The organism is Streptomyces sp. 8K308 (assembly GCF_004348315.1).
Classification (GTDB): domain Bacteria; phylum Actinomycetota; class Actinomycetes; order Streptomycetales; family Streptomycetaceae; genus Streptomyces.
On record NZ_SMKC01000026.1, the window covers coordinates 18,566 to 39,395 of the forward strand.

Sequence of the window (20,830 nt, forward strand, 5' to 3'; positions counted from 1 at the left end):
ACCTAGCTCGCCAGCCCCAGCGGCGCCACCCGGCTGGTCACCAGCGGCAACAGCGCGTCCGTGCGCACCGGTCGGTCGGCCGCGATGCCGGGCGGCGCCGGCGCGAGCGGCACCAGCAGGTCGTCCGGCCGCGGGTCGCCCGCGGTCGGCTCGGCCTCCAGATCGGTGTGCAGCCAGAGCGTCAGCATGTACAGCTCGGGGATGGAGAGCAGCCTCGGCTGGTACGGCGCCGGCAGGGCCTCGGCCAACCGCACGGCCCGCTCGGTCGACGCGATGAACGGTCCCTCGAGGAAGTGGGAGAACTCCCAGCCGTCCGCCGTGAGCGCGGTCTCGGCCGCGCCCACGACCAGGCCGTCACGCTCGAGGAGGAAGCGCCAGCCGGTCAGCCCGGCCCGCGGCGGCCCGGTGAGCGAGGAGACCGGTGCCAACCGGTACAGGGGGAGCGGAAGCACCAGCCGGGGAGTATCCCCGACGAGGTGCGCTGGACGCGGTGTCCGCGCGCTGCCCGGGTGCAGCGCGGTGCGGACCGACTGTTCGGCCATGGCCGGGGCCGAAGGGATACGCAGGGGCATGATGGGTCGCCTCTCGCTTTGGAGTAGGTCGCCTCTGGAATGGGAGACACGCCATCAGGAATTTTATACCGGGCTTGTTCTCCCCATGTTTCGTCTAGCCGCACCCGGATGTTTCGGCAAGGAGGAAACCGGACTCCGCAGGGCCTAAGCGGTCACCGATTATTCCGGTGGTATATGCCGGATTCGGCCCCGGGGGCACCGCTGGTCCTGGTTCCCCCACCCGTCGCGTGGGCAGGATCGTGGCACCGCTCGACGGAGGAGGTGCCCCCATGGGGGAGAAGTTCGTGGCCGACCGCTTCGACCTGTCCGCCCGTCAGGAGCACCGGGCCAGGCTGCACGACTGCCTGGCGGCGCTGGCGAGGCTGCTGCGCGAGGAGCGCTTCGACGGGCCGCGTGATCTGATCGGCCTCGAGGTCGAACTGTCCATGGCGGATTCCGGCGGTTCGCCGCGAATGGTGAACGACGAAGTGCTCGCGCGAATGGCCACCAACGATTTCCAGTCGGAGCTCGGACAATTCACCATCGAACTCAATATGCCACCACGTCGACTCTTCGGCAGGGTCTTCGACGATCTGGCCGAAGAGCTGCGCATCGCCATTGGCTATGCCGACCGAATGGCGGGCGAATTCGGCGCGGGCCTCGTGCTCACCGGGGTGCTGCCGACCATCACCCCGGAGGAGGTGGCCCCCGGCAGCCTCTCGCCCGGCGACCGCTACACCCTCCTCAACGACCAGATACTGGCCGCCCGGGGCGAGGCCATCCGCCTCGACATCGCCGGCGCCGAGACCCTGAGCCACTCCTTCGACTCGATCGCCGCCGAGGCCGTCTGCACCTCCGTCCAGTTCCACCTCCAGGTCACCCCGGACCGGTTCGCCGACACCTGGAACGCCGCCCAGGCCACCACCGCCGCGCAGATCGCCGTCGGCGCCAACGCGCCCTTCGTCTTCGGCCACGAGCTCTGGCAGGAGTCCCGCCCCCAGCTCTTCCTCCAGGCCACCGACAGCCGCCCGCCGGAGCTCGCCGCCCAGGGCGTGCGCCCGCGCGCCTGGTTCGGCGAGCGCTGGATCGACTCCGTGCTCGAGCTGTTCGAGGAGAACATCCGGTACTTCCCGGCGCTGCTCCCGCTCCGCGACGACGAGGACCCGCTGGCCGTGCTCGACGCCGGCGGCGTGCCCAGGCTCGGCGAGCTCGCCCTGCACAACGGCACCGTCTACCGCTGGAACCGGCCGGTCTACGCGGTGGTCGACGGCGTGCCGCACCTGCGCGTGGAGAACCGGGTGCTGTCCACCGGGCCCACCGTCACCGACACCGTCGCCAACGCCGCCTTCTACTACGGCCTGGCGCGCGCGCTCGCGGACCAGCGGGAGCCGGTGTGGCGGCGACTGCCGTTCGCCGCCGCCGAGGCGAACTTCCAGGCCGCCTGCCGGCACGGCATCGACGCCGAGTTCACCTGGCCGACGGAGGACGGCGCGGCGCTGGTCAGGCAGCCCGCGCACCGGCTGATAGCCGAGCGGCTGCTGCCGCTCGCCGAACGGGGTCTGGCGGCCGCCGGCGTGGCGGCGCCCGACCGCGACCACTACCTCTCCGTCATTGAGGAGCGGTGCCGGCGTCGGGTCACCGGCGCGGGCTGGCAGACTCGGACCTACCACCAACTGGTGGCCAGTGGAGCTGACCGGTCGACCGCGCTGCGCGAGCTCGTCCGGCGATACTGCGATCTGGCGCGCACGGACGCCCCCGTGCACAGCTGGCCGGCCGGCATCTGACCGGCCGGCGGCGGCCCGGGCCGGCGTCGGCGCCGCCGGACGGGAGGCCAAGTGGCGTTGAAGCCGGACGGCGAGGGGACGGCGTTGCGGGTGTCGTCGACCGGGGCCGGTGCGGGGCTCGGCCGGCGGGTGGCGCGCGACGAGCTGCTGCTGGTGCTCGCGCTCTCGCTCGGTGCCAGCGCGGTGAGCGCGCTGATCAGCTTCACCGGGGTGCTGACCCGTCCCGGCGGCCTCGGCGACCACGCCGCCAACCTCAACTCCTCCCGGGCCCCCGACCGGCCCTGGCTCGACCTCGCCTGGCAACTGTTCGGCATCGCCACCGCGCTGGTGCCGGTGCTGCTCGTGGCCCACTTCCTTTCCCAGGAGAGGGGCCTTTCCCAGGAGCCCGCCCTCGCCCGCGAGGGCGGGCTCCGGCCGGGCGCCGGCGGCCTGCGCGTTATCGGCTTCGACGCCGCCCGGCCGCGCTTCGACCTGGCCTGGGGGGCCGTGGTGGCCGCCGGCATCGGCGGCTCGGGGCTGATGCTCTACCTCGGCGCGCACGCGGCCGGTGCCAGCCTCACGGTCGTCCCCGAGTCGCTGCCCGAGGTCTGGTGGAAGTTCCCGGTGCTGATCCTGTCCGCGATCCAGAACTCCGTCGTGGAGGAGGTGATCGTGGTGGGCTTCCTGCTGCTGCGGCTCGAGCGGCTCGGCTGGTCGCCGACCGGGGCCCTGGTCGGCAGCGCCGTGCTGCGCGGCACCTACCACCTCTACCAGGGCATCGGCGGCTTCTTCGGCAACGTGGCGATGGGCGTGATCTTCGTCTGGCTGTACCGGCGGTGGGGGCGGGTGATGCCGCTTGTGGTGGCCCACGCGCTGATCGACATCGTGGCCTTCGTCGGCTACGCGCTGCTCGCCGGCCGGGTGGACTGGCTGCCCACGGCGTAGCCGGGCCCGCCGGGCCCGGCCACGCCGCGCGCCACGGCTACTCCGCCGGGCCGCTGCCACTGGCCAGCGGCAGCGCCTCGATCCGGCCGGCACCGCAGACCTGGCCGAGCTCCCAGTCGGCCGGGGTGGCCGACTCCTGGTCCGGCGGGATCACCTCGAGCGTGCTGGGGTCGGGGCCGCAGCTGCCGTCCGCCGGGTCCTCGTCGCCGGCCACCACCGTCCAGTGCAGCTGCGCCCAGGCGCTGGCGCCGGGCTCGATGGTCAGCTGGGCCGGCTCCCGCGAGTCGTCCCTGACCGTGGTGGTGGGGATCGTGTCGCCCTCGCCGGTCTCAAGCGAGAGTCCCGGCCAACCCTGCGTGCGGCAGGCGGCGTCCGAGGTGTTGGTCAGCACCAGGGCCGCGTAGCGCTGGCCCGCGGCCGCGTTGAGCGGGCTCAGGGACGCGGCCAGCGAGTCGGTGGCGCACCAGCCGGGCTGGGCCGCCCGCACCGAACCCTCGTCGTCGGACGAGCCGGACCCCGGCTCCGCCTCCGGCTGCTCATCGCCCGCGCCCGACTCGGACTCGGTGTCTGAGTCGGTGCCCGGGTCGGAATCGGAGCCGGGTTCGGAGTCCGGCAGGGTTCGGGCCTCGTCGCCGCCCGGCGAGCTCTCGCCCGCCGGGGAGTCGGCGGCCGCGTTGCCGTCCTGTGCCGTGTCGTTGGACCCGCCGCAAGCGGCGAGGGCGAGTACGCCGAGGGTGATGACTGCTGCCGTGCGGAGCGGACGAATGGCCACGATCGCCTCCGAATGTGGGGAGTTCGGCCGGATGTGGGGGGTAGGCGCCGGGTGGGCGCCGCGCGGGCTTGGACGCCCGCACGACGAGCCAGGTTCCCGTCCGCCGTCTTCCCTATACCCTGCCGGGGCTCAGCGCCCGGTGAGGCGCGCCAGATAGGCCGGCGCGGTGCCCTCTCCCGCCGGCTCCGGCGGCCCATACGCGGTGCGTGCGGGGAGCACCCCGCTCCAGTGGGGCAGGTCGAGGTCGTCGGGGTCCTCGTTGGGGCCGCCGGTGCGCACCTTGACCGACACCTCGGCCAGCTCGAGCTCGAGCAGCGCGGTGGCGGCCAGCTCCCTGGCGTCGGCCGGCCGGCAGTCCGCGGCCCGGCCCGGTACCACCTGGTCGACGACCGCGTCCAGCACCCGGCGCTTCACGGCCTCGTCGGTCACCGGCCTGGCCAGGCCGTGGACCACCACCGAACGGTAGTTGACGGAGTGGTGGAAGGCCGACTTGGCGAGCACCAGGCCGTCCACATGGGTCACGGTCAGGCAGACCGGCAGGCCCTCGGGGGTCCCGGCCGCGGACCGCACCGGCCGGGAACCGGTCGACCCGTGCACGTAGAGCCGCTCGCCGATCCGCGCGTACAGGGTGGGCAGCACCACGGGCGCGCCGTCCCTGACGAAGCCCAGGTGGCACAGGTAGCCGTCGTCCAGGACGCGGTGCACCAACTCCCGGTCGTAGGTCACCCGGTCGCGGGCCCGGGTCGGGGTGGTGCGCGGGGTCTGCGGATAGGTGGGGGCGCTGTCGATGGCCGCCACGGTGCCTCCTCGGTCGCGTGCGTCGGCTTGCGAAGCCGTATGCATTAGTGCAAAATGTTCTGTGTGCTAGGAGATTATCGGATCGAGGGGCGGCGCGCTGCCGAGATTTCCGCCAGCGTCGAGCGCGGGGTCAGCAGCGGCGACCTGGTCCCCGGCCAGCCGCTGCCCTCGCTGCGCGAGCTGGCCGACCAGCTGGGGGTCAACCCGAACACGGTGGCCGCCGCCTACCGCACCCTGCGGGACCGCGGCGTGGTGGAGACCGCAGGCCGCCGCGGCACCCGGGTGCGGGCCCGCCCGGCCAGCTCCCCGCGCGACGCCATCGCCGTCGAGGTGCCCCCCGGCGTCCGCGACCTCTCTCAGGGCAACCCGGACCCGGCGCTGCTGCCGCCCCTGGGCCCCGCCCTGGCGGCGGCCGCCGAGCGCGCCGCACGCTCGCCCATGCTCTACGGCGGCCCGCCGGTCGCCGCCGAGCTGGCCCGCCTCGCCCGGGCCGACCTCGACCGCGACGGCGTTCCCGCCGGGCCGCTCACCGTCACCTCCGGCGCGCTCGACGCCGTCGAGCGCGTCCTGACCGCCTGGCTGCGGCCCGGTGACGCGGTCGCCGTCGAGGACCCGGGCTGGGGCAGCCTGCTCGACCTGGTCGCGGCGCTCGGCCTGCGGCCGGTGCCCGTCCCGGTGGACGACGAGGGTCCGCTCACCGGCGCGGTCGGCCGCGCCTTGCGCGGCGGGGCCCGCGCGGTCGTCGTCACCGCCCGCGCCCAGAACCCGACGGGCGCCGCCGTCTCCGCGTCCCGCGCCGCCGAGTTGCGCGCCGAGTTCGCCGCCCACCCCGAAGCGCTGCTCGTCGAGGACGACCACGGCCACGGCATCGTCGGCCTGCCCTACCACTCCCTGGCCGGCGGCAGCACCCGCTGGGCCCTGATCCGCTCCCACGCCAAGGGGCTCGGGCCCGACCTGCGGCTCGCCGTCTGCACCGGGGACCCGGTCACCATCGACCGGGTGCAGGGCCGGCTGCGGCTCGGCCCCGGTTGGGTCAGCCACCTGCTGCAGGACGCGGTCGCCGAGCTGTGGCGCAGCCGGGGCGACGCCGTCGCCGCGTCGGCCCGCCGCTACGACGAGCGCCGCGCCGCCCTGCTGCGCGCCCTCGCCGACCGCGGCGTCGCCGCCCACGGCCGCAGCGGGCTCAACGTCTGGGTCCCGGTGCCCGACGAGACGGCGGCCATCACCCGGCTGCTGCGTGCCGGTTGGGCCGCGGCGCCGGGCGCCAGGTTCCGGATCGCCGCCCCGCCCGGGCTGCGGCTGACCGTCTCCCCGCTGGCCGACACCGACGTGGAGCCGCTGGCCGCCGCGGTCGCCGCCGCGGTCCGCCCCCCGGCCGTCCGGCGCTACGACTAGCTCCGGATAGCCTGGGGCGGTGCTCCGCGAAACCTGTGCCATCCGCTATGTGACCCCCCTCAGGGAGGGGGGTTCGCTGCCCGGGATCGTCGAGGCGGACGACCTCGGCACCTATGTGATGAAGTTCACCGGCGCCGGTCAGGGGCCCAAGTCCCTGGTCGCGGAGGTGATCTGCGGGGAGCTCGCCCGCCGCATCGGGCTGCGGGTGCCCGAGCTGGTCAGGATGCGCCTCGACCCGGTCATCGGGCGCGCCGAGCCCGACCAGGAGGTGCAGGAGCTGCTGAAGGCCAGCGGCGGGCTCAACCTCGGCATGGACTACCTGCCGGGCTCCATCGGCTTCGACCCGCTCGCCTACCGGGTGGACGCCGCGCAGGCGGGCCGGATCATCTGGTTCGACGCCCTGGTCAACAACGTCGACCGCTCCTGGCGCAACCCCAACCTGCTGGTGTGGCACGGCGATCTCTGGCTCATCGACCACGGCGCCGCGCTGATCTGGCACCACAACTGGCCGACCGCGGCCGCCTTCGCCGGCCGTGGCTACGACGCCTCCGACCACGCGCTCGCCCCCTTCGGTCCCGACGTGGCCGCGGCCGCCGCCGAGTTGGCCCCGCGGGTCACCCCCGAGCTGCTCGCCGAGGTGCTGGCCCAGGTCCCCGACGAGTGGCTGGCCGGCGAGCCGGGCCTCGCCACCCCGGCCGAGCTGCGCACCGCCTACGCCGGCATCCTGGTCGAGCGCGCCGCCACCATCGGCGAGCGCGTCACGGTCGGCGCTCCAACCCCCGACCGCCCGTCCCAGGCCCCCGGTTGGCTCACCGGCCGCCCCGACCAGCCGAGCGGAGCCGCCCGATGAGCGCGCCACACGAGGGACGTGAGGTCTTCGAGTACGCCCTGCTGCGCGTCGTGCCCCGGATGGAGCGCGGCGAGACGATGAACGCGGGCGTCGTCCTCTACTGCCGGGCCGCCTCCTTCCTGGCCGCCCGGGTCCACCTCGACACCGACCGGTTGCGCGCCCTCGACCCCGGCGCAGACGTGGCCGGCGTGCGGGCCGCGCTGTGCGCCGCCGAGCGTGTCTGCCACGGAGGCCCGGGCGCCGGCCAGGCCGCCGGCGAGGACCCGGGCCGCCGCTTCCGCTGGCTGATCGCCCCGCGCAGCACGGTCGTCCAGCCGGGCCCCGTGCACTCGGGGCTCACCGTCGACCCGTCGGCCGAGCTCGACCGGCTGCTCGACGTGCTGGTCCGTTGACAGTCGGTTCCGCCCCTTCTACCGTCGCCCGTGCGCCCGTTACCAATGAGTAGCACCCGGTAGCCCACTCGACGGCGAGGAGAAAGCCAGCATGTCCACCACCGAGCAGCGCGTCGCCATCGTCACCGGGGCGGCCCGAGGCATCGGCGCCGCCACCGCCGTCCGGCTCGCCGCCGAGGGCCGGGCCGTCGCCGTGCTCGACCTCGCCGAGGAGAACTGCGCCGACACCGTCGCCGAGATCACCGCAGCCGGCGGGCGCGCGCTGGCCGTCGGCTGCGACGTCGCCGAGGCCGAGGCGGTGGAGCGCGCCGTGGCCCGGGTCGCCGAGGAACTCGGCCCGCCGGTGATCCTGGTCAACAACGCCGGGGTGCTCCGCGACAACCTGCTGTTCAAGATGAGCGAGGCGGACTGGGACACCGTGATGAGCGTCCACCTGCGCGGTGCCTTCCTCATGTCCAGGGCCTGCCAGAAGCACATGGTGGACGCCGGCTTCGGCCGCGTCGTCAGCCTGTCGTCGAGCTCCGCGCAGGGCAACCGGGGGCAGGCCAACTACTCGGCGGCCAAGGCCGGTCTGCAGGGCTTCACCAAGACCCTCGCCATCGAACTCGGTAAGTTCGGCGTCACCGCCAACGCCGTCGCCCCCGGGTTCATCGTCACCGACATGACGGCCGCCACCGCCGCCCGGGTGGGCATGTCCTTCGAGGACTTCCAGCGGGCCGCCGCCGAGTCGATTCCGGTGCGGCGCGTCGGCCGCCCCGAGGACGTGGCCGGCGCCATCGCCTATCTCACCGGCGACGCGGCCGGCTTCGTGTCCGGGCAGGTCATCTACGTCGCCGGCGGTCCGCTGGACTGAGATGCCCGCTGTCAGTGGCTGCCGGTACGTTTTCCGGCGACAACTGATCGCGAACCCTCGGAGGTTGACGACGTGACCGGTATGCTGCCCGAGTCCTGGCAGGGCGTTCTCGGCGAGGAGCTCGACAAGCCCTACTTCAAGGAGCTCACCGAGTTCGTCGAGGAGGAGCGGGCCAGGGGGCCGGTGTACCCGCCGCGCGACGAGGTGTTCGCGGCCCTGGCCGCCACCCCATTCGACCGGGTCAAGGTCCTGATCCTCGGCCAGGACCCGTACCACGGCGCCGGCCAGGGCCACGGTCTCTGCTTCTCGGTGCGCCCCGGCGTCCGCGTCCCGCCCTCCCTGCGGAACATCTACAAGGAGCTGCACGCCGAGCTCGGGCTCCCCATCCCGGACAACGGCTACCTGATGCCCTGGGCCGAGCAGGGCGTGCTCCTGTTGAACGCGGTGCTCACCGTCCGCGAGGCCGAGCCCAACTCCCACAAGGGGCGCGGCTGGGAGCAGTTCACCGACGCCGTGATCCGCGCAGTGGCGGCCCGCCGGGACCCGGCGGTGTTCGTGCTGTGGGGCGCGTACGCCCGCAAGAAGCTGCCGCTGATCGACACCGAGCGGCACGCCGTGGTGGAGGGCGCGCACCCCTCGCCGCTGTCCGCCAAGAAGTTCTTCGGCTCGAAGCCCTTCACCCAGATCGACGCGGCCATCGCCGCCCAGGGGCACGAGCCGATCGACTGGCGGATCCCCGACCTCGGGAAGTGAGCGCGGGGGCGCGCCCCCGCGCTCAGGCCAGCTCGTGGTCGAAGGTGTAGGGCACGGCCGTCGTGCCGTGCAGGTAGGTGAAGCCGCCCGTGCCTCGCAGCCCCGCGAGCTCGCTGGTGCCGGAGTCCTCCAGCACCTCGAACGAGCAGTGCACGCTGCCGTCCTGGTCGAAGGTGCCCCACTCCCGGAGCGTGAACGTGCCGGAGCGCCCGGCCACCGTGCCCTCGCACCGCTCGTATCCGGTGAACGAGCCGGTGCCGTCGGCCGCGTAGGAGATGGCGTACACGCAGTCCGTGGCCGCCGCCTCGATGCCGCCGGAGAACGTGTTGACGACGGTCGCCGTGGCCAGCCGGGCCTCGCCCTCCGCGCCGGCCACGACGCTCTCCTGCCAGTCCTTGTAGGTGAAGCTGCCGGTGGTGTGCGTGGTGGTGGTGCCGGTCATGACGTGCTCCTCGATGGGCGTGGTGCGTTGACGTAGCCACCCTGGCCGCCATACCTGACATCTTCTGTCAGGTACGGCGGCACAATGGGAGGCGTGCGCGCCGACCGACTCCTGACGACCCTGCTCCTGCTGCAGAACCGCGGCCGGCTCACCGCGCCGCAGCTCGCCGCCGAGCTGGAGGTGTCGATCCGCACCGTCTACCGCGACATCGAGGCGCTCTCCGCCTCCGGCGTCCCGGTCTACGCCGAGCGCGGCCCGGCCGGCGGCTTCCGGCTGCTTGACGGCTACCGCACCCGGCTCACCGGCCTCACCGGCGAGGAGGCCGACTCGCTCGCGCTCGCCGGCATGCCGGCCGCCGCCGCCGAACTCGGCCTGGGCGCCGACCTGGCCACCGCCCGGCTCAAGCTGGCCGCCGCGCTCCCCGCCGAGCTCGGCGAGCGCGCCCGGCGCGTCCAGGAGCGCTTCCACCTGGACGCCCCCGGCTGGTTCCGCGACGCCGACCCCGTGCCGTTCCTCGCCCAGGTCGCCGCGGCCGTCTGGGACGGCAGGCGGCTGCGGGTCAGGTACCGCCGCTGGCGGGGCGAGGTGGACCGGGACCTCGATCCGCTCGGCCTCGTCCTCAAGGGCGGCATCTGGTACCTGGTCGCCGCCGCCGACCGGACGCCGCGCACCTACCGGGTCTCCCGGCTGCTCGCCGTCGAGCCCCTCGACCGGCCGGCCGAGCGGCCAGCCGACTTCGACCTGGCTGACTACTGGGCCGGCTCCGCCCGCGCCCTGGAGGCCGCCCGCTACCAGGGCGAGGCCCGGCTGCGCGTCTCACCACGCGGCCGCCGCCTGATGCCGATGATGTTCGGCGCCGCCGGCGCGCGTGCCGTCCGGGAGGCCGCGCCGGCCGACCAGGACGGCTGGGCCGAGCTGACCCTGCCCGTGGAGAACACGCCGGTCGCCGTCACCGACCTGCTCAGGCTCGGCGCGGAGGCCGAGGTGCTCGGCCCGCCCGAACTGCGCGCCGCCCTCGCCGCCACCGTCCGTGAACTGGCCGACCGCTACCGCTGACCGGCCCGCCGGCGCACGAAGCGTAAGCTGCCCGTCCACGGCGGCGATCCCGACCGCGGGCAGCCGCGCACCACCCGCGACACCCACACCACCAGGGGGACATGCGTGAAGGTCGGCGTGATCGGTCTCGGCGACATCGCCCACAAGGCGTACCTGCCCGTGATCACCACCCAGCCCGGGGTCCGGCCGCTGCTCCACACCCGCAGCCCCGCCACCCTGGCCCGCACCGCCCGCGTCCACCGCGTCCCAGACGAGCACTGCCACGCCGACCTGGACGCACTGATCGCCGCCCGCCCCGACGCCGCCTTCGTGCACGCTCCCACGCACGCCCACCCGGCGATCGTCAGCCGGCTGCTCACCGCCGGCATACCCACCTATGTCGACAAACCGCTCGCCTCCGAGCTCGGCGCCGCCCAGCGGCTCGCCGAACTGGCCGAGGAGCGCGGGGTCTCCCTGGCCGTCGGCTTCAACCGCCGACACGCCCCCGCCTACGCCCACTGCCTGGAGCACCCCCGCGACCTGATCGTGCTCCAGAAGCACCGCCGCTCGCTGCCCGAGGACCCGCGGCACACCGTCTTCGACGACTTCATCCACGTCGTCGACACCCTGCGCTTCCTGGCGCCAGGACCCGTCGACCGGGTCGGCGTCACGGCCCGGGTGCGCGACGGGCTGCTGCACCACGTGGTGCTCCAGCTCTCCGGCGACGGCTTCACCGCGATCGGTGCCATGAACCGGGTCTCGGGCTCCGCCGAGGAGGTCCTGGAGATCTCCGGGCAGGACAGCAAGCGGGAGGTGCGCAACCTCGCCGAGATCACCGACCACAGGGGCCAGCCGAGCGTCAGGCGCCGCGGCGACTGGGTGCCCGTCGCCCGGCAGCGCGGCATCGAACAGGCCGCCGTCGCCTTCCTCGACGCCGTGCGCGCCGGGCGCACCCTGAGTGCCCGCGACGCGCTGCGCTCCCACGAACTGTGCGAGCGGGTGGTGCGCGCCGCGCTCGGCCAGGACTGAGCCCGGGGCGGTTCACGCGTGGGGGAGCACGTCATCTGTCCGCGTGAGCGCCCGACGGTTCGTCGGCCGGTCCCCGGCACCAGCCGTGCGAGCGGAACCACGCGGCACACCAGTCCGTCCAGCGGGACAGCTCCGGCTGCTCGGGGGCGAGGCCGACGCCGTGCCGGCCGTGCGGGAGCACGTGGAGTTCGACCGGCACCCCGGCCGCCGCGAGGGCCTCGGTGTAGCGCAGCGCGTGCGAGACGTCGACCGACGCGTCGTCGGCCGTGTGCCACAGGAAGACCGGCGGCGTGTCCCGGTCCACCGTCAACTCCCGCGACGCGGCGCGCAGCTCGCCCGGGCCCGCGTCCGGGCCCAACAACGCCTGGAGCGAGCCGAGATGGGGCAGGTGGCTGAAGGAGATCACCGGGTAGCAGAGCACGGCGAGCGCCGGCCGGTCGGCCGGCGTGAGGTCCGGGTCGCTGGCCAGGGAGGCGGCCAGGTGGCCGCCGGCGGAGAAGCCGAGCACCGCCACCCGGTCCGGGTCGATCCTCAGCGCGGTGGCCTCCGCCCGGATGGCGCGCAGCGCCGCGCGGCCGTCCTCGAGGGCCGCCGGGTGCCGGTGCGGCGCGACCCGGTAGCGCAGCACGAACGCGGAGAGCCCGAGCCCGTTCAGCCAGCGGGCCACTGGCTCACCCTCGTGCTCGCCGTGCCGGTGGTAGCCGCCGCCCGGCAGGACGAGCACCGCGGGTGCGGGTTCCCGGGCCGGCGCGGGGGCGGGAAATGCGGTGAGGCGGCCTTCGAGTCCGGAGTCGATCACGGTCGTTCGTCCCTCGGTTTCGTTCGTGGCGCCGGCCGAGTCGGGGCGCCGGAGCGGGTCCTCGGCAGGATAGAACGATTCAACGCCGGTTCGGCGGGCGGTCGGTGCCGGATCAGCCGCGGTGTCCCAGGGCCTGTCGGACGGCTTCCAGGCAGGCCGCGACGGCCGGGTCATCCCGGGTGGTGGTCCTGGTGAGCGCCAGGACGTGCCGCCGCATGGCGGGGACCAGCGGCAGCCAGGCGACACCCGCCTGGTCCGCGGCGACGCCGAGGGGCAGCAGGGCCACGCCGGCTCCGGCCGCGACCAGGGCGGCGAGGATGTGCAGCCCCTCGAACTCCCAGCGCCGCTCGGGGGTCGCGCCGGCGGCGGCCAGCCGCCGGTCGCCCGCGGCCCGCGAGAGCTGCCCGACCGGGGCGCACAGCCAGGTCTCCTGCCGGACTATCGCACGCAGCCGGGCGGCGGTGACCTGCCCCGACCACTCGTCATGGGGCGGAGCGGGGTTCGCCGGGACCGCGAGGACGACGTCCTCGCGGCGCAGTCGGTGGACGGCGAGGCCGGCGCTCTCGGTCGGTGGGCGCTCGGACCAGTCGTCGATGACGGCGAGGTCGTAGCGGCGATCGAGGACGGCCGCCGCGGCCGTGGTCGAGCCCGTCTCGTGCGCGATGACGGTGAGCTCGGGGTGCGCGCGCCGCAGCGCGGCCAACTGGGGGGCGAGCACGGCCGCCAGGCCGGGGATGCAGCTGACGGTCACCCGACCGCCGACCGTGTCGGCGCGGGCGCGCAGGCGGCCCTGGGCGGTCTCCACGGCGGCGAGGATGCCGGCGGCGTGCTCGGCCAACTCGCGCCCGGCGTCGGTCAGGCTCGCGCGCTGGGCGGTGCGCTCGAGCAACGCGACGCCGGCCTCCCGTTCCAGGGCCGCGAGTTGCTGGGAGACCGCCGACGGCGAGTACCCCAGGTCGGCGGCCGTGGCGGCGATGGTGCCGCGGGCGGCGAAGCGGTGCAGAATCTCCAGCCGGCGCAGATCGAGCATCAGTTCTCCTTAAGCCGTCCGCCGGAATTTCGCGCTGTCGCTGATGCTACGCGTCGGGCACGCTGGTCACGGCCCCGGCCCAGGAGCGCGGCATCCACGGCTATCGCCGCCCGCCGGTACGCCCCTCGCAGTACGCCACCCGCAGTACGCCACCCGCAGTACGCCACCCGCAGTACGCCACCCGCAGAACAAGGACGGTTCACCATGACGACGCACTCCGCGACCCTCGCCATCGACGAGGCGGTCACGGCCCGCCGGGACGCCGGGCAGGACGTGCTGCACCTGGGGTTCGGGGAGGCCGGGCTGCCGGTGCCCCCTGGCCTGGCCGAGGTGCTCGCCGACGCCCACGCGCGCAACGGTTACGGCCCGGTCGCCGGCTCACCGCCGGCCCGGGCCGCCGCGGCGGGCTGGTTCACCCGGCGCGGCCTGCCGACCGAGGCCGACCAGATCCTCTTCGCGCCCGGGAGCAAGCCGCTGCTCTTCGCCTTGCTCGCCGCGATCGGCGGCGACGTGGTGCTGCCGCGCCCGGCGTGGGTCTCCTACGCGGCCCAGGCCGCCCTGCTCGGCCGCCGGGTCGTCTCCGTTCCCATCCCGGCCGAGGCCGGAGGCATCCCCGACCCGGAGCGTCTGGAGCGGGACCTCGGGCGAGCGGTCGCGGACGGGGCCCGGCCTGGCGTCCTGGTGCTCACCGTTCCGGACAACCCGACCGGCACCGTCGCCCCGGCCGAGCAGGTCGAGGCGGTCTGCCGGATCGCCGAGCGCCACGGACTCGCCGTGATCAGCGACGAGATCTACGCCGAGCTGAGCCACGACGCCCCGGCGCCGAGCCCGGCCAGGTACCTGGCCGAACGGACCGTCGTCACCACCGGGTTGAGCAAGTCGCTCGCCCTGGGCGGCTGGCGGATCGGCTTCTCCCGCCTGCCCGCCGGTCGTTGGGGGCGACGACTGCGGCAGGAGTTGACGGGAGTGGCCAGCGAGATCTGGTCCAGCCTGGCGGCGCCCATGCAGGCCGTCGCCGCCCACGCCCTGGACGACCCCCCGGAGATCACCGCCCACATCGCCGCCGCCCGTCGCCTGCACGCCCGCGTCGCCCACGAGGCGCACGTCCAACTCCTGCTGGCGGGAGCCCACTGCCGCCGACCCCAGGCCGGCTTCTACCTCTACCCCGACTTCGCTCCCCTCCGGGAGGCCCTGCGCGCCCGGGGGATCGACGGCGGCGGCGAGCTGGCCACCGCCCTGCTCGACCGGCACGGTGTCGCCACCCTCCCCGGCAGCGCGTTCGGCGAACCGAGCACCGCCCTGACCCTCAGGATCGCCACCAGCCTCCTGTACGGCGCCACCCGGGACCAACGCCAGGCGGCGCTGGCCGCGGCGGAACCGGAGACCCTGCCCTGGATCGCCCCGGCCCTCACGCGCCTCGGCGAGGCTTTCGAGGCCCTCCGCTGACCCGGCCGCCGGTTCCCGCGGTTCGGGAGGGAGAGGCCAGCTCCGCCGGCCCAGTCCTGGCGGTCGCGAGGCCGGTGGTGGTGAAGGCGGCCAGCAGGTCGTCGCGGCCCTCGGTGAAGTGGGCCCAGCTGTCGTGGTGCGCGGGGCCCACGCGGCGGGCGCCGAGGATCCGGGCGGCCTCGGCGGCCCGGTCGCTGTCCAGGATGAGCGGTTGGTTGTCGAAGCGGTCGGCGATCTCGCGCACCGCGTCGAGTGAGCGTTGTCGCCGCTGACGTAGCCGGTGGGCATGCCCTCGCCGGTCAGTACGAAGCCGACGACCTGGCCGCTGACCGGCTTGGCCTCGTCTCGCGAGCCGGGGCCGTGGATCGCCGGGACACCGGTCACGGTGACCGTGCCGCCATCGGGACGGTCAAGGATGATGGACTCCCAGTCCGCCAGGCCCTGACTCGCTCCCCCGAGCGCTCGGCCAGGCGTCCGCCGCCGGGCGTGGTCAGGGTGCGGAGGCCGTCGGCGAGCAGACTTCGGCCGGAGGTGTCGGGGCTGTCGGCGTGCTCGTCGGCCGCGGGAAGGGAGGACACGGGCCACCTCACGGAGAGATGTCGTTGGACCGTGTGGTGACGACAGCGCGATCTCGCTGCCCGGCGGGCCCACCGTCGATCTCCTGGGCACCCCCGCGCGGGCGAACCAGTGGCTGTCGGAACACGGCCTCGCTCCGGTCGATGCAGGGCTGCGGGAGATGTGCGCGTCGCAACTGCGGTCGCCGCGCGAACGGATCAGGTCGCTGTTCGCCTCCCGCGTCGCGGGGCTGCCCGCCCTCACCGCCTGCGGTTCCGCTCCCCGCAACCGCTACCTGCTCCGCCACGGCAGCCGCCACTGGTGCTCCACCCGCTGCGGCGAGCGGGCCCGCGCCCTGCCGGCAGGGCGACGCGCTACGCGAAGGACGTGGCGCTCGCTGCCAAGCCCCGTCGATGGCGCGCGGGCAGACTGCTGTTGCCGTGGACCGGTCAGGACTCGGCAGTCGGCAGAGGTGTTCATGGGAGAGGCAACGATGAGGATGCGTCAGCGCTCTGCCCGCAACGGCTTCCGCGGTGCTGGCCGCGGGGGGCGTGGTAGCGATCACCTCGCCGGCCCAGGCCGGGACCGCGCAGGTCCGGGCGGGTCAGGGGACGGTGGCGGGCGCCCAAGAGGTCTCGATCTCGGCGCCCTGCGGTTACAGCGGGAGTCACCCGGTGCTCTCGTACGGCTCCAGCGGCTCCGCCGTGGCGCACGCGCAGTGTCTGCTGCGCATGTGGGCTGGGGGATAGCCCAGGACGGGATCCTCGGGCCCAACACCCGGGACGCCGTGATGGCGGCCCAGTACGCCTGCGGCATCGGCGTCGACGGCATCGTCGGCCCGAACACGTGGCGGTGTCTGCACCCCCGACGAGGCGCCCAACCCCGCATGAGGTCACCGGGGCGAGCGCGTACCCGCGGGCCCGAGAAGGTGATCGAGGACGAGTACCCGTGCCCGCCGGGGTGGGTCGCGGCGCGGCCACCGTGGCCGCGCCGCGGAACCCCGGGGGCAGCGATGGTCCGCGCGGCACGGCACGGTCAGCGACCCGCGCCCCCCGCACACGACGCCGGTCCCGCGTCGCTCCGCCCGCGGCCGTGGCCGCCACGGCCGCGACGAGCCTGCCGAAGGAGCGGCGGTTGACCGGATGGCTGCTCGTGGACATCCTTGTCCTCGACTTTCTTGCGCAGAATGTCCCGTACCCGCATTCTGGTCCAACTGGTAGGACCAGTTGGACCGCAGGCGTCGGGCGACTTGACCAGCCCCGGAAGACCAGGTCCCGCCGACCGGTGGTGGGCGATCGGCCGGTGCCGGCTAGCCGTGGTCGTGTGACTGCCGCAACAGGGTCTCGATGTGCTGCCGTGCCATGACGTCCAGGCCGAGGTCGAGGTCCGCGCCGTAGGTCCGCAACCCGAGCGTGAGGTGCTCACGCATCCGCGACCTGGCCAGCTCGACGTCGCGGGCCTCGATCGCCTCGAGGATCTCCGGGTGGTGCGGCACGCCCGGCTCGCCGATCGACGGGTCGGAGTTCGAGCGGAGCATCATCTCGAACATCATTCCGCCGATCGACGACAGCATGATCCGCAGCACCGGGTTGCCGCTGGCCGCCGCGATCGCGTCGTGGAGGTCGAGGTCCGCACGGGCCTTGTGCACGACGTCGGTCGCCCTCAGCAGCACCTCGTTGGCCCGGCGCATCACGTCGAGGTCCGACTCGTCGGCCCGCTCCGTGGCGAGCCCCACGATCTCGACCTCCAGCGGGATGCGGGCCTCGATCAGGTGCCGCACGGTGGGACGGCCCGCCCGGTACAGGGCGTCGTAACTCCGGGCCTGCCCCGGCGACTGCTCGCTGACGAACGAGCCCCGGCCCGGCGCCACCTCGATCAGGTGCTGGGCCTCCAGACGTCGCAGCGCCTCGCGGACCACGTTCCGGCTGGCGCCGAACCGCTCGGCCAGCTCACGCTCCGAGGGCAGCTTGTCCCCGACGGCGATCTCGCCCGACCGGATGTCGTGCTCCAACTGGCGCGCCACGCGCTCCGTCAGCAGCCCTCGCTGCGAGGAGGGCGCGGCACGACCCGATGGTGAGGTGGGCGGGGCGGGCATGCCAAGGAGCTAACAGCAGGCCGGGAAGCCGCCCCCACCGCGGGCGCGGGCGCCAGACGCCGGCGCCGAGGTCTTACCCCCGGACGTCGTCGATCGTCGTCGCCGGGAAGTGCGTGGTCCGCGCGGCCGCGGAGTCCGAGCCGGCGGCGGGCCGGCCGGAGCCGTTGAAGCCGCCGAAGGGCATCCCCGCCGACGTGGGCCTCACCGTCGGGATCGCCCCCTCGGCGGCCGTGCCCGCGGTCTCGACCGAGAACACGGCTGGCCCGGCCAGCGCGGTCACCAGCGCCGCGCCCGCCGTCACCAGGCCCCTCGCCCAGCGACATGGGGCAGCAGCGGGACCGCCGCGAGCAGGCGCGGGCCGAACGGGCATCGGGCCGGGGGACGCTGTAGGAGGGCGTCGCCGTCATGGCCGGCATCGCAGTGAGCGCGCTGTGCGGCGACGCCGCCGGTCGTGTCCGGTCAGGAGCTCCGGCCGGCGGCCTCGGACTCGGCGTCCCGGCAGGTCGGATGTCCCCAGCCCTGCGCGTTCCTGGCGATCGGCTCGCTGGCCGCGTACGGCCGGCCGCAGCGGCAGCGGCCGGGGAACTTCGCGCTGATCACGCCCTTCGGCGCCCGGCGGCCCGCCGGCTGCCCCGCCTTCGACGCCTTGGCGGCCTTGGGCGGCTTCGCCGCCCTGGTCGCCGGCGGCGGGTCAGCGGAGCCCTGGGCGCTGCCGGCGGCGAGCTGGCTGGCGGCGGCCTGGCTGGCGGCGCGGTCGGCGAAGTCGTTGAGCCGGTCACCGTCCACCTGGTGCGCCGCCACGTACACGAACTCCACCGCGCGGTCCGCGAGCAGCCGGTCGATCCCCTCGACCAGGTCCCGGTTGGCCACCGGCGTGCCGGACGCCGTCTTCCACCCCTTCTTCTTCCAGCCGGGCAACCAGGTGGTGACGGCCTTCATCGCGTACTGCGAGTCCATCCGCACCTCCATCGGCACGGCCGGGTCCGTCGCCTCCAGCAGGTGGCGCAGCGCGGACAGCTCCGCGACGTTGTTCGTCGCCGTGCCCAGCGGGCCGGCCGCCCAGCGCGCCGGGGCGCCGTCGGCGTCCGCGATGACCCAGGCCCAGGCGGCCTGCCCGGGATTGCCCTTCGACGCCCCGTCGCAGGCGGCGATGATCCGTTCCGTCATGCCCCCGATGATGCCAGTGGTCGGCGGGCCGCCCTGACGCGAGCCGTTGAGACCACCGAGACCCGGCCCGTCGCGGGCCCGGCGCCTACCGACCGAGCCGGGCCGCGAGGTCCGCCGCCGCCTCGCGCACCAGCCGGCCCCAGCGCGCCTCCGACTCCTCCGTCAGGCGGCTCATCGGCACGTTCACGCTGAGGCTGGCGATCGGCTTCCCGGGGCCCGCGAGCACGGCGGCGGCGACCGAACCGACGTCGATACGCCACTCCCCATGGTTGACGGCGAAGCCCCGTTCCCTGATCCCGGCCAGCTCCGCGAGCAACTGGTCAGGATCGGTGATCGTGTGCTCCGTGTAGCGCGGCAGCTCGTCCGCGAACAGGCGGCCCAGCCGCTCCTCGCCGCCGTTGGCGAGGACGGCCTTGCCGTTGGCGGAGGCGTGCAGGGGCAGCGCGTGCCCGAGCGCCATGCTGATGCGCAGCGGGTTGGTGGTCTCGAGCCGCTCGATGAGGACGACCCGGTCCTCCTCGGGAACCGTGAGGTGGATGGTCTCCTCCGTGCGCTGGCGCAGCTCCTCCATGAGCGGCACGGCCGCGTCGCGCAGGCCGAGGTCGCCGCTGGCGCGCCCGCCGACCGCCAGCGCCTTGGTGGTCATCACCCACCGCCTGACCTCGCCTGACGCCGGGCGGATCCAGCCCGCCGTGTGGAGCGTGACCAACGCGCGCTGCACCGAGCTCTTGGGCATGTCGAGCACGCGCGCCAACTCGCCGACTCCGATCGGCTGCCGGGTGGCGACCTCTTCCAGGACTCGAAGGGCGTTCAGGACATTGCGCACTGCCTTGACTCCTCGATCGTCGATCCCTCACCTCACCGCGCTCTGAACGGCACAGCGTACCGCCTCACGGCACAGTTAAAGGGGGTTGGGTGTAGTGACCGCTCACAGCGGACGGCATTTCCTGGGGATCCCCGGGCCGACCAACGTTCCCGACCGGGTGTTGCGGGCCATGGCGCGACCCACCATCGACCACCGAGGACCGGACTTCGCCGAACTCGCAACGACCTGCTCCGGCGGCTCGGGCCGGTGTTCGGCACCGGCGGACCCGTCGTCGTCTACCCCTCGTCGGGCACCGGGGCCTGGGAGGCGGCGCTCGTCAACACCCTCTCGCCCGGCGATCGCGTACTCGCCTTCGAGACCGGCCACTTCGCGACCCTGTGGCGCGAGATGGCGGAGGGACTCGGACCGGTCGTCGACTTCGTCTCCGGGGACTGGCGGCGCGGCGTCGACCCGGCGGCCGTCGCCGAGCGGCTCGGCGCGGACGAGGAGCACGCCATCGCCGCGGTGCTGGTCGTCCACGACGAGACCTCGACCGGGGTCACCAGCCGCGTGCCGGAGATCCGGGCCGCCATCGATGAGGCGGAGCACCCCGCGCTGTTGCTGGTCGACGCGATCTCCTCGCTGGCCTCCATCGACTACCGGCACGACGAGTGGGGCGTGGACGTCACGGTCGGCTGCTCGCAGAAGGGCCTGATGCTGCCGCCCGACCTGGGGTTCAACGCCGTCAGCGAGAAGGCGCTCGCGGCCGCGGACCGGGCGCGGCTGCCGCGCTCGTACTGGGACTGGGCGCCCATCCTGAAGGCCAACGAGCGCGGCTACTACCCGTACACCCCGCCCACCAACCTGCTCCACGGGCTACGCGAGGCGCTGCTCCTGCTCGAAGCGGAGGGGCTGCCCGCGGTCTTCGCGCGGCACGACCGCCACGCCGAGGCGACCAGGGCCGCGGTCCGGGGCTGGGGCCTCGAGGTGCTGTGCGCCGACGAACACGCGCACTCGAGCTCGCTGACGGCCGTGCTGCTCACCGACGACCACGACGCGGACGCGGTTCGCCGGACCGTCCTCGACCGCTTCGACATGTCGCTCGGCACCGGCCTCGGCAGGCTCGCCCGCCGGATGTTCCGGATCGGCCACCTCGGCGACCTCAACGACCTGACGTTGGCCGGCACCCTCGCCGGCGTCCAGATGGGCCTCCAACTGGCCGGCGTGGCCGTCGACCCCACCGGCCTCCAGGCCGCCCTCGAGGTCCTGCGCGCCCCGCACGACGACCGAGACGAGGAGTCGCGATGACCGTCCCCCCGACCGGCGCCCCCACCACGCCTTCCACCACGCCTGTC

The 20,830-nt window shown here is 74.4% G+C and carries 22 protein-coding genes and 2 pseudogenes; 13 read left to right on the forward strand and 11 right to left on the reverse strand.

Going from position 1 to position 20,830, the window contains the following annotated elements; translation table 11 throughout:
• Positions 1-2: 2 nt before the first annotated feature.
• The gene (locus tag E1265_RS06545; protein WP_132929265.1) at positions 3-572 is read right to left on the reverse strand and encodes a hypothetical protein; all 570 of its coding nucleotides are present in this window, start codon (positions 570-572) and stop codon (positions 3-5) included.
• Positions 573-841: 269 nt separating this feature from the next.
• Here E1265_RS06545 and E1265_RS06550 point away from each other — a divergent pair, with 269 nt between their 5' ends.
• Positions 842-2,335: a glutamate--cysteine ligase gene (locus E1265_RS06550; protein WP_132929266.1), complete on the forward strand. Its 1,494-nt coding sequence runs from the start codon at positions 842-844 to the stop codon at positions 2,333-2,335.
• 84 nt (positions 2,336-2,419) lie between these two features.
• Positions 2,420-3,259 carry a CPBP family intramembrane glutamic endopeptidase gene (locus tag E1265_RS06555; protein WP_132929286.1) on the forward strand — a complete coding sequence of 280 codons (840 nt, stop codon included), beginning with the start codon at positions 2,420-2,422 and terminating at the stop codon, positions 3,257-3,259.
• A 37-nt stretch (positions 3,260-3,296) separates the two neighbouring features.
• Here E1265_RS06555 and E1265_RS06560 read toward each other — a convergent pair whose 3' ends face one another.
• Together E1265_RS06560 and E1265_RS06565 are read right to left on the reverse strand one after the other, a co-directional pair.
• Positions 3,297-4,031, reverse strand: coding sequence for a DUF4232 domain-containing protein (locus E1265_RS06560; protein WP_243740576.1), 735 nt, complete (start codon positions 4,029-4,031; stop codon positions 3,297-3,299).
• A 129-nt stretch (positions 4,032-4,160) separates the two neighbouring features.
• Entirely contained in the window at positions 4,161-4,874 is a 714-nt protein-coding gene (locus tag E1265_RS06565; protein WP_132929268.1) for a pyridoxamine 5'-phosphate oxidase family protein, read from the reverse strand.
• Between the two features lie 18 nt (positions 4,875-4,892).
• On the opposite strand from E1265_RS06565, the gene E1265_RS06570 reads away from it, so the two are divergent.
• The 5 genes from E1265_RS06570 (at position 4,893) to ung (ending at position 9,072) form a co-directional block, all read left to right on the forward strand.
• Positions 4,893-6,224, forward strand: coding sequence for an aminotransferase class I/II-fold pyridoxal phosphate-dependent enzyme (locus tag E1265_RS06570; RefSeq protein ID WP_132929269.1), 1,332 nt, complete (start codon positions 4,893-4,895; stop codon positions 6,222-6,224).
• Positions 6,225-6,243: 19 nt separating this feature from the next.
• Positions 6,244-7,074 carry a HipA family kinase gene (locus E1265_RS06575; RefSeq protein ID WP_132929270.1) on the forward strand — a complete coding sequence of 277 codons (831 nt, stop codon included), beginning with the start codon at positions 6,244-6,246 and terminating at the stop codon, positions 7,072-7,074.
• Positions 7,071-7,466, forward strand: coding sequence for a DUF3037 domain-containing protein (locus E1265_RS06580; protein WP_132929271.1), 396 nt, complete (start codon positions 7,071-7,073; stop codon positions 7,464-7,466). The genes E1265_RS06575 and E1265_RS06580 overlap by 4 nt, the downstream gene beginning before the upstream one ends.
• Before the next feature lie 91 nt (positions 7,467-7,557).
• Positions 7,558-8,319: a 3-oxoacyl-ACP reductase FabG gene (fabG, locus tag E1265_RS06585; protein WP_132929272.1), complete on the forward strand. Its 762-nt coding sequence runs from the start codon at positions 7,558-7,560 to the stop codon at positions 8,317-8,319.
• Positions 8,320-8,400: 81 nt separating this feature from the next.
• Entirely contained in the window at positions 8,401-9,072 is a 672-nt protein-coding gene (gene ung, locus E1265_RS06590; protein ID WP_207930980.1) for a uracil-DNA glycosylase, read from the forward strand.
• Positions 9,073-9,094: 22 nt separating this feature from the next.
• On the opposite strand, the gene E1265_RS06595 is transcribed toward ung, so the two are convergent.
• On the reverse strand, positions 9,095-9,514 hold the full coding sequence (locus E1265_RS06595) for a DUF3224 domain-containing protein (RefSeq protein WP_132929274.1): 420 nt from the start codon (positions 9,512-9,514) through the stop codon (positions 9,095-9,097).
• Positions 9,515-9,598: 84 nt separating this feature from the next.
• Between E1265_RS06595 and E1265_RS06600 the strand changes: the two genes are divergently transcribed.
• Positions 9,599-10,570 carry a WYL domain-containing protein gene (locus E1265_RS06600; protein WP_207930977.1) on the forward strand — a complete coding sequence of 324 codons (972 nt, stop codon included), beginning with the start codon at positions 9,599-9,601 and terminating at the stop codon, positions 10,568-10,570.
• Positions 10,571-10,675: 105 nt separating this feature from the next.
• On the forward strand, positions 10,676-11,578 hold the full coding sequence (locus E1265_RS06605; protein ID WP_132929276.1) for a Gfo/Idh/MocA family oxidoreductase: 903 nt from the start codon (positions 10,676-10,678) through the stop codon (positions 11,576-11,578).
• Positions 11,579-11,609: 31 nt separating this feature from the next.
• Here the strand turns inward: E1265_RS06605 and E1265_RS06610 are convergent, their stop codons facing one another.
• Both E1265_RS06610 and E1265_RS06615 read right to left on the reverse strand, forming a co-directional pair.
• Positions 11,610-12,377: an alpha/beta hydrolase gene (locus E1265_RS06610; protein ID WP_207930978.1), complete on the reverse strand. Its 768-nt coding sequence runs from the start codon at positions 12,375-12,377 to the stop codon at positions 11,610-11,612.
• A 112-nt stretch (positions 12,378-12,489) separates the two neighbouring features.
• The gene (locus E1265_RS06615) at positions 12,490-13,407 is read right to left on the reverse strand and encodes a LysR family transcriptional regulator (protein WP_132929278.1); all 918 of its coding nucleotides are present in this window, start codon (positions 13,405-13,407) and stop codon (positions 12,490-12,492) included.
• A gap of 204 nt (positions 13,408-13,611) precedes the next feature.
• Between E1265_RS06615 and E1265_RS06620 the strand changes: the two genes are divergently transcribed.
• Positions 13,612-14,853 (forward strand): aminotransferase class I/II-fold pyridoxal phosphate-dependent enzyme, encoded by a 1,242-nt coding sequence (locus E1265_RS06620; RefSeq protein WP_132929279.1) that lies wholly within the window; start codon positions 13,612-13,614, stop codon positions 14,851-14,853.
• Between the two features lie 64 nt (positions 14,854-14,917).
• On the opposite strand, the pseudogene E1265_RS06625 reads toward E1265_RS06620, so the two are convergent.
• Positions 14,918-15,410 (reverse strand): annotated as a pseudogene (locus E1265_RS06625) (MBL fold metallo-hydrolase); the annotation flags it as partial.
• A 71-nt stretch (positions 15,411-15,481) separates the two neighbouring features.
• Between E1265_RS06625 and E1265_RS06630 the strand changes: the two are divergent.
• Together E1265_RS06630 and E1265_RS40220 are read left to right on the forward strand one after the other, a co-directional pair.
• Positions 15,482-15,763 (forward strand): annotated as a pseudogene (locus E1265_RS06630) (ABATE domain-containing protein); the annotation flags it as partial.
• Between the two features lie 144 nt (positions 15,764-15,907).
• Positions 15,908-16,546 carry a peptidoglycan-binding domain-containing protein gene (locus E1265_RS40220; protein WP_279571408.1) on the forward strand — a complete coding sequence of 213 codons (639 nt, stop codon included), beginning with the start codon at positions 15,908-15,910 and terminating at the stop codon, positions 16,544-16,546.
• Positions 16,547-16,717: 171 nt separating this feature from the next.
• On the opposite strand, the gene E1265_RS06640 is transcribed toward E1265_RS40220, so the two are convergent.
• The 4 genes from E1265_RS06640 to E1265_RS06655 all read right to left on the reverse strand — a co-directional run bounded on the left by E1265_RS06640 (position 16,718) and on the right by E1265_RS06655 (position 19,496).
• Positions 16,718-17,503: a FadR/GntR family transcriptional regulator gene (locus E1265_RS06640; protein WP_132929281.1), complete on the reverse strand. Its 786-nt coding sequence runs from the start codon at positions 17,501-17,503 to the stop codon at positions 16,718-16,720.
• A gap of 73 nt (positions 17,504-17,576) precedes the next feature.
• Positions 17,577-17,804, reverse strand: coding sequence for a hypothetical protein (locus tag E1265_RS06645; RefSeq protein WP_132929282.1), 228 nt, complete (start codon positions 17,802-17,804; stop codon positions 17,577-17,579).
• Between the two features lie 158 nt (positions 17,805-17,962).
• Entirely contained in the window at positions 17,963-18,670 is a 708-nt protein-coding gene (locus E1265_RS06650) for a ribonuclease H (RefSeq protein ID WP_132929283.1), read from the reverse strand.
• 85 nt (positions 18,671-18,755) lie between these two features.
• Positions 18,756-19,496, reverse strand: a complete 741-nt coding sequence (locus E1265_RS06655; protein ID WP_132929284.1) for an IclR family transcriptional regulator — start codon at positions 19,494-19,496, stop codon at positions 18,756-18,758.
• 246 nt (positions 19,497-19,742) lie between these two features.
• Between E1265_RS06655 and E1265_RS06660 the strand changes: the two genes are divergently transcribed.
• A complete protein-coding gene (locus tag E1265_RS06660) occupies positions 19,743-20,783 on the forward strand; it encodes an aminotransferase class V-fold PLP-dependent enzyme (protein ID WP_243740577.1) in 1,041 nt (346 codons plus the stop codon).
• Positions 20,784-20,830: the final 47 nt, after the last annotated feature.